9 protein-coding genes and 1 tRNA gene are annotated in these 12181 nt (G+C 69.0%); 4 read left to right on the top strand and 6 right to left on the bottom strand.

All coding sequences use genetic code 11. From position 1 onward, the window contains the following. Positions 1-18 precede the first annotated feature (18 nt). Positions 19-438, bottom strand: a complete 420-nt coding sequence (locus IT371_19270) for a hypothetical protein (protein ID MCC6749814.1) — start codon at positions 436-438, stop codon at positions 19-21. 170 nt (positions 439-608) lie between these two features. On the opposite strand from IT371_19270, the gene IT371_19265 reads away from it, so the two are divergent. From IT371_19265 to IT371_19250, 4 genes are read left to right on the top strand one after another with little or no spacing between them, the layout of a single operon-like run. Then, a complete protein-coding gene (locus IT371_19265) occupies positions 609-2291 on the top strand; it encodes a DUF4388 domain-containing protein (GenBank protein ID MCC6749813.1) in 1683 nt (560 codons plus the stop codon). Continuing rightward, the gene (locus IT371_19260) at positions 2288-3220 is read left to right on the top strand and encodes a methionyl-tRNA formyltransferase (GenBank protein ID MCC6749812.1); all 933 of its coding nucleotides are present in this window, start codon (positions 2288-2290) and stop codon (positions 3218-3220) included. Before IT371_19265 ends, IT371_19260 begins: the two co-directional genes overlap by 4 nt. A gap of 22 nt (positions 3221-3242) precedes the next feature. Next, positions 3243-4613, top strand: coding sequence for a 16S rRNA (cytosine(967)-C(5))-methyltransferase RsmB (rsmB, locus tag IT371_19255; GenBank protein MCC6749811.1), 1371 nt, complete (start codon positions 3243-3245; stop codon positions 4611-4613). Positions 4614-4618: 5 nt separating this feature from the next. Next, the gene (locus tag IT371_19250) at positions 4619-5299 is read left to right on the top strand and encodes a ribulose-phosphate 3-epimerase (protein MCC6749810.1); all 681 of its coding nucleotides are present in this window, start codon (positions 4619-4621) and stop codon (positions 5297-5299) included. A gap of 10 nt (positions 5300-5309) precedes the next feature. On the opposite strand, the gene IT371_19245 is transcribed toward IT371_19250, so the two are convergent. The 5 genes from IT371_19245 to IT371_19225 form a co-directional block, all read right to left on the bottom strand. Beyond that, positions 5310-5383 (bottom strand) — tRNA-Pro (locus IT371_19245). 71 nt (positions 5384-5454) lie between these two features. Further along, the gene (locus tag IT371_19240) at positions 5455-8154 is read right to left on the bottom strand and encodes a VWA domain-containing protein (protein ID MCC6749809.1); all 2700 of its coding nucleotides are present in this window, start codon (positions 8152-8154) and stop codon (positions 5455-5457) included. A 2-nt stretch (positions 8155-8156) separates the two neighbouring features. After that, positions 8157-10172: a VWA domain-containing protein gene (locus tag IT371_19235; GenBank protein ID MCC6749808.1), complete on the bottom strand. Its 2016-nt coding sequence runs from the start codon at positions 10170-10172 to the stop codon at positions 8157-8159. Further along, a complete protein-coding gene (locus tag IT371_19230) occupies positions 10169-11089 on the bottom strand; it encodes a DUF58 domain-containing protein (protein MCC6749807.1) in 921 nt (306 codons plus the stop codon). The genes IT371_19235 and IT371_19230 overlap by 4 nt, the downstream gene beginning before the upstream one ends. Then, positions 11090-12100 carry a MoxR family ATPase gene (locus IT371_19225; GenBank protein ID MCC6749806.1) on the bottom strand — a complete coding sequence of 337 codons (1011 nt, stop codon included), beginning with the start codon at positions 12098-12100 and terminating at the stop codon, positions 11090-11092. Positions 12101-12181: the final 81 nt, after the last annotated feature.

Genomic DNA, 12181 nt, shown 5'->3' with positions numbered 1-12181 from the left:
AGGTCCCCTGCCTGAGGGTCAACCGCCGACTCCGCGGCAGTGGGTGCTCAGGCAGGTGTGGATCGCGCGCTGGCCTTCGGTCAGGCCCGCAGGGTCGCCGCAGGCGTAGCCGCCCCGGCCGTCGGGTCGGCACTGCTTGAAAAAGGAGCCCACGGAGGCGCACGCCGTGTTCACGATCTGCGGCGCGCAGGTGTTCTTGCAGTCGGGAGAGACCTTTGTGCTGCGGCAGATGATCACGTTGATGAAGTTGTTCTCGGCATCTCGGAGTTCCGGGCAGCGAACGGTGCGAGCGTCGATTTCGAGACACGCGTCGCAGGTGGGGGGCTGGCAGCTGGCTCCGGCGCCATCGGTGGGCGAGGAGGAGCCGCCGTTGCCGCAACCGGTGCTGGCGAGAAACACGGTGATTGTCGCGAGAAGTGTCGTGCGTGGTAGCCGCATGCGTGCCGCACCTTTCCGATCGTTCGACCTGGGCACCATTATCGGCGACGGCGAGCGAGAGCGCCACGCGGCAGTGCGTCCCGGGCCGCGGCTGACGTGCGCGTGGCAGCGAAGATGCTGGTCCCCGTCGCTCCGTGCATAGTACGCTTCGGCAAGCGAGAGAATGGCGCGTGGATGACGCCAAGCGCATCGAAGACCCGATGAGTTCTCCGACGATCTGGATCATCGCGAGCCCGTACGAAGGGGAGGAGTTGCGGAGCGAGCTCGCCGCGGCCGGGTTGCGTGCGATGGTCGTCGCGGGGGCGAGCGCTCTTGCCGAACCGGAGCCGGGGATGAGCCCCGACGCTTGCGTCGTCGCCCTCCGACCGGACCGCGGGGCGGAGCTGACCGGGACGGTGACCGCGCTGCGAGCGGGGGCGTGCCGGGGTGGGCAGCCGGTGCTCGTGGTCGGCGACGCGACCTTGGCGCGGGACGGTGCGGCCGGCGACCTCCGCGCGGGAAACGACGCGCTGGTGATCCGCCCGCTCGAGCCGGGGGTCCTCGTGGCGAAGGTTCGAGCTCTGCTCGCATCGCGTGCGCCGGGGCGCGAGGGGTTCGATATCGGCCCGACGCTCGGACGCATCGACACCGGGCGACTGCAGCTCGCCGCTTCTCCTCCTGGACCCGAGGTGCGCGCGGAACCGGCTCCGCCTGACCTGCGGCCAAAAGGCGGCGCTTTGCGAGAGACATCTCACGGCGATGGCGGCGCCGGGGTGGGGGAGGAGGAGGGAATCCGCGAGCTGGATCTCGATGGCAGGGGGCAGCCGGTCCCCCTGGCCGCGGAAGGGGAGCTCGGGAGGGTGGATGTCGCGGAGCTACTCGCTCGCCTCCACCGGCGAGCATTCACGGGGCACCTCGAGCTGCGCCGAGACCAGGTAGAGAAGCGGATCGCATTCGACGGGGGCCGCCCAGTCTTTGCCTCCTCGAGCGCACCGCACGACCGACTGGGGGACCTGCTCCACCGTGAGGGGCGCCTCACCTGGGCGCAGTACCAGCATTGCCGAGAGGCGATGGAGCTCACGGGACGTCGGCTCGGCGCCATTTTGGTGGACGAGGGACTCGTGGGACCGCGTGAGCTTCTGGCGCTCGTGCGGCGGCACGTGTCGGAAATCATCTACTCGGTCTTCTCCTGGCAGGACGGTGTCTATCGGCTCGCATCGGACGAGCCGGCACCGAACGAACGGATCCGCGTCGACCTGCATCCGTGGGCGCTGCTCCTCGAGGGTCTCCGCCGGAAGTACGGGCTCGATCGGCTACGAGAGTTGTTGGCCCCAACGTTCGACGTCGTGGTGCAGATGCACGCGCCCGACGAGGTGGTTGAGGTCTTCGGGTTTCAGGCCGAGGAACGGGATCAGGTCGCGAGCCTGCTGGCACCGCGCACCCTTCGCGCGTTCGTCGAGGAGGGGCCGCTGGACGAGCTGCGGGCCAGCCAGGTGGCGTACGCGTTGCTCGTCACAGGGCTGATCGTGTCCGAGGTGGAGCTGCCCCCGCGAACGGGGAGCGCCCGGACGGTCGATCCGTTGCGTGCTCAGACGACCATGGTCGAGCGACAGCGGATCAGGAACAAGCACGCGCAGGTGTGCGAGGGGGACTACTTCTCGATTCTCGGGCTGGCCGTCGACGCCACGGCCTACGAGATCGCCCAGGCCTACGAGCGCACGCGTCACGAGTTCGCCCCGTCGAGTTTTCCGAGCGACGTACTCGAGGAATACCAGCGGCAGGTGGAGGAGATCGTGGAGGTCGTGGAAGAGGCGCACGCCGTGCTGAGCGACGAGACGCTGCGGCACGCGTACCGGGAGAGTTTGACGTCATGAAGGAGCGACTAGGCATTGTCTTCATGGGGTCGCCCGAGTTTTCCGTCCCGGCGCTTCGGACGCTGCACGAGCGTCACCGCGTGCTGGCCGTCGTGACGCAGCCGGATCGCCCGAAAGGACGCGGTCGTGAGCTTCAGGCGCCGGCGGTCAAGCTCGTCGCGGAGGACCTCGGCTTGCCGGTCCTTCAGCCGCCGAAGTTGCGTCACCCCGAGGCACGCGCAGAGCTCCAGAAGCTCGGGGCGGACCTCTTCGTGGTGGTTGCGTTCGGGCAGATCCTCTCGCCTGCGGTGCTGGCCATCCCTCCGCTAGGATGCCTGAACATCCATGCTTCTCTCCTGCCACGCTACCGTGGGGCGGCTCCCATGCAATGGGCCATTCTGCGAGGCGAGCGCGAGAGCGGCGTCACGATCATGCAGATGGATGCGGGCGTGGACACGGGGCCGATTCTGCTGCAGGAGTCCGTGACCATCGGTGAGCAGGAGACGGCCGGAACGCTCCACGATCGCCTGGCGCCGCTTGGGGCGGAGCTGCTCGTCCGGGCTCTCGAGCGCCTTGCGGCGGGCGACCTCCCGGCGACGCCTCAGGAGGAGGGACTCGCCACGCACGCGCCGCTGCTGAAGAAGGAGGACGGACGGGTCGATTTTTCGCGAAGCGCTCGCGACGTGGATTGCTGGATCCGCGGGATGGATCCGTGGCCGGGGGCCTTCGTGCAGTGGGAGGGCGAGACGGTGAAGGTCTTCCGGTCGCGCTGCGACGTGGGAGAGGGCGCACCCGGAGAGATCCTGCTCGTGGATCACCGCGGGGTGCTGGTCGCGTGCGGGGAGGGGGCGGTCTGGATCGGCGAGGTTCAGCGCCCCGGGCGACGGAGAATGACCGTGGCCGCGCTGGTGGCGGGGCGGCCGCTACACCTCGGCATGCGCATCGGCTGACGGCCGAGAGGAGCTTCGTCGCGTGGGAGAAACGTACGCGCAAGATGCTCGGAGTCTGGCCCGCTGGGTTCTGCAGCGGGTTCGACGCGACCAGGCATTCGCGAACCTCGCGCTGTCGGGGGCCCTGGACCGGGCGAGGGAGCTGAAAGCCGCCGACCGCGGTCTCGCGACGGAGCTCGTGTACGGCGTGCTTCGCCACCGCCGGCTCATCGACCACGTCCTCTCGCTCCACGCGCGTCAACCGCTTCAGCGGATGGACGCAGAGGTCCTGGACGTGCTCAGGTTGGCCGTATTTCAGCTGTTTTGGCTCGGACGCGTCCCGGACCATGCAGCCGTGCACGAGGCCGTAGACGCGGCGCGCCGCCTTCGTGGAGACCGCGTGGCGGCCTTCGTGAACGCCGTGCTGCGGCACGTGCGAGCGGAGGACCGCGATCGCGAGCTGCCTCCCGACGGGCCGCAGCGACTCGCCGTACAGTACTCGGTCCCCGACGACGTGGCGGAGCGGTGGGTACGCCAGCTGGGGCTCGACGAGGCGCGGCGACTGGCGGAGGCGCAGCTCGAGCGGGCTCCCTTCACCGTGCGCTGCAACAGTCCGAAGTGCACCGTCGAAGCGGTGGAGCGTCGGCTTGCGGCAGAGGGGGCGCAGGCGACGCGCGGACGCTTCTCCCCCCTGGCGCTGCAGGTGCGCGGATTGGATCAGCCCTTCAGGAGCCGGTCGTTTCTCGACGGGGCGTGGACCGTACAGGACGAGGCGGCGCAGCTCGCGGCACCTCTTTTGGATCCGCAGGCCGGGGAGCGGATCCTGGACGCGTGCGCGGGCGTGGGCGGAAAGGCCACGCAGCTGGCGGCCGTCGATCCGTCGGTGCGCGTCATCGCGGCGGACTCCAGCGAACGGAAGCTCGAGGTGCTCGCCGACCACTGCCATCGCCTGGGCCTGCACTGCGACGCTCGGCGCGTGGACCTGACGGCTCCACACCCCCTCGCCGACGGCCCCGTGGACCGGGTGTTGCTCGATGCGCCCTGCAGCGGCCTGGGGGTGCTTCGGCGCCACCCCGAGCTGAAGTGGCGCTGGGAGCCAGCTTCGCTGCGCGGACTCGTGCGACTACAGCGGGAGCTACTGAGCTCCGTCTTCCGCCTGCTGCGGCCGGGTGGCGTGCTCGTCTACAGCGTGTGCACGACGACCGAGGAGGAGGGACCGGACCAGATGGCGTGGTTTCTCGACGGTGCGGGGGGGGCGGCAGAACCGTTTCCCCCGCGCGGCGCCCCCTGGGACGATGGACTGCGCGATGGCCCGTGGGTGAGGCTCTGGCCCCACCGCCACGGTACGGACGGCTTCTTTCTCGCCCGGCTGCGGAAGACGCGCGAGGGAGCCGTGAACCTGCTAGCGGAGTGAGTGACATGGCTGTTCGTCTGGCGCCTTCGATTCTCGCGGCCGACTTCATGCGCCTCGGAGAGGAGGCGCGCGCGTTGCAAGAAGGCGGGTGCGACTACCTGCACGTGGACGTGATGGACGGTCGCTTCGTGCCCAACCTGACGCTCGGGCCGCCGCTCATTGCCGCGCTGAGGCGGGCCACCTCGGTGCCCCTGGACGTGCATCTGATGATCGCCGACGCGGACCGGTACCTGGAGCGATACGCGGAGGCGGGGGCGGACATTCTCACGGTGCACGTGGAAGCGTGCCCTCACCTGCACCGGACGTTGACCGCGATCCGGGAGCTCGGCAAGCGCGCGGGGGTGGCGCTCAATCCGAGCACCTCGCTGGAGGGCGTTCGGTGGGTCCTCGGCGAGATCGATCTACTCCTGATCATGTCGGTGAACCCGGGCTTCGGAGGCCAGCGCTTCATCCCCGCGAGCCTCGAGAAGCTGCGGGCAGCCCGCCGCATGATCGACGAGGCGGGACGCTCGATCGAACTCGAGGTGGACGGCGGCGTCACTCTGGAGAACGTGGCCGAGGTCGCGGCCGCCGGGGCAACCGTGCTCGTCTCGGGGACGGGGATCCTGAGCTCCTCGTCCTACGCCGAGAGGATGGCGGAGATGCGTCGCCGGTGCGGCGGGCAGAGCAGTGAAGCGGCGGGCTAGCTAACCTGAGTCGGGGCGAGAGGATTTGAACCTCCGGCCTTTCGGTCCCGAACCGAACGCGCTACCAGACTGCGCTACGCCCCGGACGACCTGCGAGCAGGTCGGGAAGCACCTTTAGCCTGGGCGGCCCACGGTGTCAAGGGAAAGACGCGGGGTTACATCCTCTCGGCCCGGTAGCCGAAGAGGCGCACGCGCCGCAGCAGGACATCCAGCAGGAAGAGCCCGAGCGCTCCGTAGAGCACGAGAGGCCAGAGGTCCTTGGTGTACCGGATGCGTGCGCCGTCCGCGGACAGCACCTCGGCGGGGGAGGGGTTGACCCGGCCATTCGCGATCCGCGCCAGCCGCTCGAGTCGTCGGGTGTCCGGCAGGAGGTCGGTGTACTCCTTGGGATACGGCACGGAGACGGACGACAGGCTCTCCGCTACGACCTTGCCGTCGACCTTGTGTCGCGCCTGAAGGAGGAAGGCGCCGTACTTCCGCAGCCGAAAGGAGGTCTCGTAGCGACCCGCCGCCGTCTGCTGCAGCGCGAAGGACTGCTTCGCCCCGGGGTTTCGTGGGTCGAGCACTGAGACCTCCGACTCGAGCCCGTTGATGAAGTGGTCGGTGCGGTCCACCGCGTCCACCGTCAGGCGGACGAGCCCCTGGCCGACGCGCGTACGCATCTCGAAGCTGCGCTGGATGCGATGCCGCATCACCTCGCGCACGAGCTGCGCCCAGAACTGCGTGTACCCCGGCCAGCGGAGCCAGTCCACGGCCCAGCGATTCTTCACGTCGCTCGTGAAGGCCGCCGTCTGGCCCAGGCCGACGCGCCAGGTGGCGAGGATGGGTTCGCCGTACTGGCTGACGAGAATCGTCTCGGAAAGGGGCTTTGGCTTGGTGCTGACGTAGCCACGCAGCGCCGGTGCCGACGCGAGGTCGATGCCACGCAGCACGTTGGCGGCCTTGAGCGCGTGCACGCGTATCGGCTCCTCCACCAGCGCCGAGCGGGCCACCTGCGTGGTCTCCTTGGTGAAGATCTTCGGAATGCTGTTCGCGTCGTTCGTGTAGTAGAAGCGCCCGTTTCCTCGCTCCGCGATCATCTGCATCAGCGTGCGATCGGTGCCGGAACCCACGCCCACCGTCGAGACGGTGATCTTGTGCGAGGACATCTCGTCCACCAGCTCGGCGATGCCGCCGTACGAGGCCTGCCCGTCGGAGAGGAGGATGACGTGCTTGACCTTGGCGTTGGCGCTCTGGAGCTGGTTGTAGGCCTCCTGCAGCGCGGGGCGAATGCTGGTCCCGCCTCCCGAGGTGATGCGCGCGATCTCGTTCAAGATGCGGAGCCGGTTGGCTGCGCGCTGCAGTCGCACGTTCACGTAGGCCACGCTGTCGAAGGTGACGACCGAGATCATGTCCGCGCTGCCGAGGAGCTCGGTGGTAGCCTTCGCCGCGTCCTTGGCCATCTCGAGCTTCGGGCCGCTCATCGAGCCGCTGCGGTCGATGACCAGACACAGTGCCAGGGATGGCTGGTCGCTCTTCTTTTCGGTGTCGAAGCGTACGGGCAGGATCTTCTCCAGCCGCGTGCCGTAGTAGCCCCCCGCGCCGAAGGAGTTCTGCCCGCCGGTCATGATGAACCCACCGCCCAGGTCGCGCACGTAGGTGTGAAGCGCTGCCATCTGGCCCAGGCCGACGTACATGGCCGGCACGTCGCTCATGATCACGAGGTCGAACTTGGCCAGCTCGGCCACCGAGCTCGGCACGCCGTAAGGCCCGCGGACCACGACGTCGATCTTCTCGGTCTGGAGGGCTCGCTGCAGGTACCCGGCGTAGAGAGGCTCGCCCTCCACGTAGAGGACCTTCGGACGACCCAGCACCGGGAGGATGGCCGAGGCGGTGTTGTTCGAGGCCCAGGTGTCCTGCTTCACCCCCGTCATCGTGAGGCGGTAGTTGACGACTCCGGCCTCCCGCACCATGGACTTGAAGGTCACGACGGTTTTTCCGGGCAGAAGCTCGACGCTCTTGCGCCCCTCGAGTCCGTTGATGAACTCGTCCTTGTAGAGGGTGAGGGCGACCTTCTCCGCGTGCGTGCTGTAGACCGTGGCGGTGAGCTCGAAGGGGGCCCCCATCCGGACCTCCTTCGGGAGGGCCAGGTCCCGCACCAAGACCTCTTTCAGCTTGCGCGGTGGGAGGGGGTGAACGTGCAGACGGACGCGTCGGGCTGCGGCGCGATGGGCCTCGCCGATCGCGTCACCGTCGGTCTCGTTCCCGTCGGAGATCAGGACCACGCGCGGAATGCGATTGGGCGGAAAGAGGCCGTAGGCGTGCTGGATCGCCGCCTGCAGGTCGGAGTGTTCGTTCGCTCGCGGGCCCTTGTGGCGCACGATGGGCGGAATCTCCCCGGCCTCGGGGGGTAAGCGGACGGCTTCGGCGCGCCGCGCGAAGGTGATGAGCTGCACCTCGTTCGAGCCGCGGTTGCGCCACGCCTGGTTGACGATTTCGCGAGCCGCGGCTAGCTGGTCGTCGGAGACGCTCTCGGAGACGTCCACGAGGTAGACCGCGCTCACGCGGTCCTCGTGCGCCGCGACGGAAGGGCGAGAGAGAGCCAGGGCCAGGAGCATCACGAGGAGCGCACGGACGCTCACGGAGAGTGCCTGCTGGAGCGCGGAGAGGTCCACGAGCGAGGCGCTCTTGGCCAGCCAGAGGAGGGGGAGCGCGCAGACGAGTCCCAGCCAGCGAGGGGCGAGGAGCTCGATCGTCTGTCCGGCCAGATGGAACTCGACCGTGGAGACGCCGCGCCGCAGGAGCAGGAACCAGTAGGCCGCCCCGAGGAGCGCGGTGAAGCAGGACGCGAGGCCGACTCGCTGCCACCAGCGCATGGCTACACCGTCACCCGTCGGTTGTAGGTGTGCCATTCGAGGAAGGTGAGGGCTACCGCGGCGAGGAGCAGGTAGATCCAGATCTCCCTGCGGAGGCCGCCGGAAAAGCCCCGCGGCCGCTCCAGCGTCTGGCCGCCGAGGGCGAGAGTGCGCTGGGGCCGGATGTCGGACTCCGTCGCGTCGGCGAGGTTACCCGCGACGCGCATCGTCTTGTCCCCGACCGCGATCGTGTACACGCCGGCCCGTCGTCCGTAGATCACGACCGCTCCCTGCTGGATGGGCGTCGAGCGCGTCTCGCCCGCCGGATCCGTGACCTGGGCCTGCGCCGGCAGCTCGGCAGCGCTGCCGAGAGCCGCCAGGGAGACCCTCCAGCTCTCGCCCGTGCGGTAGGTGGTCACGAGGCCCTCCGTGTCGCCCGAGAACCAGTTGAAGGTGTTGACGACCAGCATGGGGAAGGCTACGCGCAGGGGGAGGTCGCTCCGTTTGATGTCGAAGCCGAACGCCACGGTCTTCAGGTTTCCGACGGCGCGGGCGACCATCACGGGGTCCCTGAAGCTGGCGGCGAGAACCTCGACGCCCTCCGCCATGGAGAACTTCGTCGCGTTGGAGATGTTCGTGTCCTTCAGGGTGATCCAGCGCATCACGGGGTGCTTCGCGCTCTGCTCGGTGATGAGCGGCGCCTGCAGGCGCCCCGTCGTGGCGAAGGGCCCCGCGTCCTCGGGCGGGTTCAGGAGCAGCGTGTGCAGTCGGGGCGCTTCCTTCGTGGGCGGGTAGAAGCCGTCGAAGACGACGGCGTCCATCCCCTTGAGCGCGCGTGGCGAGTACGCGCGCGGTGCGACCTTGGCGAGCTCGACGTTGTCGTCGAGCAGCAGCGCCCCTTCGACGAAGAGGTTCCCGTCCGAGACGAGGAGGACGTGCTGCTTCTTGCGCTTGGGGAGCAGGGCGTAGGCCCGGTCGTCGAGGGGAAAGGCGTCGAGCGCGCCGGGGGACTCCCGACCACTCGATCCGGGGGGCAGAAGGCGGGCCTCCAGCAGCTCGCCGCTCGCGGCCATCTCGCACCAAGCACGCTTCTTCCCCTTGCGGTCCTCGGGCCCGCAGGTATAGCGGGCCCGCTCCCCCGCCTTGAGCCGCAGGCGCTGCACCTCCGTGACCTCTCCGTCGCTGAGGAGCTGGAGATCCGCCTCGGTGGGGCGGTCGCGGTAGTTCACTACCTCCAGGTAGACCTCGAAGCTGAGCTTGTTGGTGGCGTAGCGGCGGGCGCTGAAGGCCACGATCGCCACGTTGTCGCGACTCGCCCCGACGGGGAGGAAGCTCACCTGCACGCCGCGGAGGTCGATGCGATCGAGCCAGTCCGTGGGGGTGGGAGAGGCGGCCGCGCCCTTGTCGCGGAGGAGCACGGAGGCCAGCACGGCCCGGTCGTACGCGCCGTCCCCGACGAGCACCAGGAGCGGCTTGGTCTTGCCGCGAAGCGCGTCCCCGGCGAACTGGAGGCCCCGGGCGAGGTCGGCGCGGGTGTCGGCCGGATCCAGTGCGTCGAGCGCCTTCAGGAGCAGGGCCTCGTCGCCGGTGAAGGGGGTGAGCGGTGTCACCTGGGTGTCCATGCGCACGAGCATCATCGCGTCGGCGCCTCCCAGGCCGCGGACGAGCGCTCGCACCTGGTCGCGCGCCTGGTCGAGGCGCGTGCCCGGGGCGCCGTCGGTGGCGCGCATGGAGGCGCTCGCGTCGACGAGCACGATGATGTGCCGGCCGTCCACGCGTTCGGCGGAAAAGCGAGGGTCGCCGAGGGCGCCGGTCAGGAGCAGCAAGAAGGCGAGCTGGAGCAAGAGCGAGAGCAGCCGCCGCAGCTGGCGGAAGAGACTCGTGGACTCCTTCTCCTTCAGCACCCGCTGCCAGAGCTTGGCGAACGGGACCTGAACGCGTCGCCTCCGAAGCTTGAGGATGTAGAGCACGGTGACCGCGCCCGCGGCCACGGCGAAGAGGGGGAGGAGCTTCGCGAGCGGCAGGCCGAGGAAGGTCACTTGAGGAAGCCCCCACGGCGGAAGATGCGCAGGACGAGGTCGTCGAAGGGGAGCTGGGTGTCGGCGCGAAAGAAGGGAATCTGCTTCTTGGTGCAGTGCTCCTGGAGCTCGGCGCAGTAGCGCTCGTATTCGGCCGCGTAGGCCTTGAGGAGGCGCGGGGAGACGGTGAGCTCGCGAACCTCGCCCGTCTCGCAGTCGATGAGCTGGAGGTCTCCGACGAGAGAGGGCCGCGCCTCGCGCGGGTCGTGAAGGTGGATCACGAGCGGTTCGAAGCGGTTGTGGCGCAGCAGGTTCAGCCCCTCCTCGTACCCCGCCGGGTCGTAGAAGTCCGAGATGAGGACCGCGAGGCCGCGCCGCTTGTTCTGGTGCACGAAGGCGCGCAGGCTGGCCGCGAGGCGCGTCTGGCCTCCGGGCTCGACGTTCCGGAAGAACTCGAAGACCTTGAAGATGCGTCCCTTGCCGCGGGCGGGGGCGAGGCGGTCACGGAGGCCGTCGGCGAAGGTGACGACGCTGACGCGGTCCAGGTTTGCGAGGCCCACGTACGCCAGCGCGGCGGCGATCTGCATGCCGTAGTGGAGCTTCGGCGGCTGACCGAGCTGGGTCGAATCGCTCGTGTCGAGGAGGAAGTAGATGTGCAGGTCCTCCTCCTCCTCGAAGAGGCGCAGGAGGAGGCGATCCATCCGGCCGTAGACGTTCCAGTCGAGGTAGCGGAAGTCGTCGCCCGCGGCGTAGTCACGGTAGTCCGCGAACTCGACGCCCGATCCGACCTTGCGCGTGCGGCGCTCGGCGCGATTCAGCCCCGAGAAGAGCTTCCGCGAGACGATGTGGAGGTACTCCAGCTTCTTCAGGAACTCCTCGTTGAAGAGTTCGCTGCGCGTGACGGAGGCGGTCCCCGTCGCCTTTGCGCGACGGCGCAACTACTTCGCCTCCTCGGGGAGCTTCTTCAGCACGTCGTCGATGACCGAGTCGGTGCTCAGTCCCTCCGCTTCGCCCTCGAAGTTCAGGATGAGGCGGTGCCGCAGCGCCGCGTGCGCGACCGCGCGAATGTCGTCGGTCGAGGCGGAAAAGCGTCCGTCGAGGAGCGCACGCATCTTGGCCCCGAGGAGGAGCGCCTGGGCGCCGCGGGGGCTCGACCCGTAGCGCACGAACTTCCGCACGGCTTCGGGGGCCTCGGCCCGGTTCGGATGCGTGGCCTGCAAGAGCCGGATGGCGTAGTCCTGGACCAGCCGAGCCACGGGGACCTGGCGGATCGTGTCGCGCATCTCGAGGATGCGGTTACGGCTCAGCGCCGGCTGCGCGTGGGGTTCCTCGGTGCTGGTCGTTCGGTCCAGGATGGCGTGGAGCTCGTCCCGGTCGGGGAACTCGACCTTCAGCTTGTAGAGGAAGCGGTCGAGCTGCGCCTCGGGGAGGGGATAGGTCCCCTCCATTTCGAGCGGATTCTGCGTGGCGAGGACCATGAAGGGTTTCTCGAGGGCGTAGGTGTTGCGCGCGATGGTCACGCGCTGCTCCTGCATGGCCTCGAGCATCGCGGACTGCGTCTTGGGGGTGGCGCGGTTGATCTCGTCGGCCAGGACCACGTTCGCGAAGACTGGCCCGCGCTGGAACTCGAACTTCCGGTGGCCGGACGAGTCCTCGACGATCATGTTGGTCCCGAGGATGTCGGCCGGCATCAGGTCGGGGGTGAACTGGATGCGCGAGAAGGAGAGGTCCACCGACTGCGCCACGGTCCGCACGAGCATCGTCTTGCCGAGGCCGGGGACCCCCTCGAGGAGGCCGTGGCCTCCCGTGAGGAGGCAGGCGAGCACCCCGTCGATGATGGCGTCGTTGCCAACGATCACGCGCCCAACCTCGAGCTTCAGCCGTCGGACGTCGGCGCGGAAGTCGGCTACGAGCTCCTCTGCTGGCCGCGTGGCGAGCGCTTCGGACATCGGTTCATCTCCTCATCCCGCCGGCTCCCCGGCGGTGCCAGTCCTGGGCCGAGCGGCCGCTCCTCGTGACTGCGCGGGGGG

This window comes from Deltaproteobacteria bacterium, assembly GCA_020848905.1.
Classification (GTDB): domain Bacteria; phylum Myxococcota_A; class Polyangia.
The sequence above is the reverse complement of the archived record's forward strand: the minus strand, read 5'-3'. Positions and strand labels throughout refer to the sequence as shown.

What these genes read in the sequence shown, in the direction of transcription:
- IT371_19270 (MCC6749814.1), bottom strand. Translation starts at nt 438, where the DNA reads ATGCGGCTACCACGCACGACACTTCTCGCGACAATCACCGTGTTTCTC.
- IT371_19260 (MCC6749812.1), top strand. Translation starts at nt 2,288, where the DNA reads ATGAAGGAGCGACTAGGCATTGTCTTCATGGGGTCGCCCGAGTTTTCC.
- IT371_19250 (MCC6749810.1), top strand. Translation starts at nt 4,619, where the DNA reads ATGGCTGTTCGTCTGGCGCCTTCGATTCTCGCGGCCGACTTCATGCGC.
- IT371_19240 (MCC6749809.1), bottom strand. Translation starts at nt 8,154, where the DNA reads ATGCGCTGGTGGCAGCGAGTCGGCCTCGCGTCCTGCTTCACCGCGCTC.
- IT371_19225 (MCC6749806.1), bottom strand. Translation starts at nt 12,100, where the DNA reads ATGTCCGAAGCGCTCGCCACGCGGCCAGCAGAGGAGCTCGTAGCCGAC.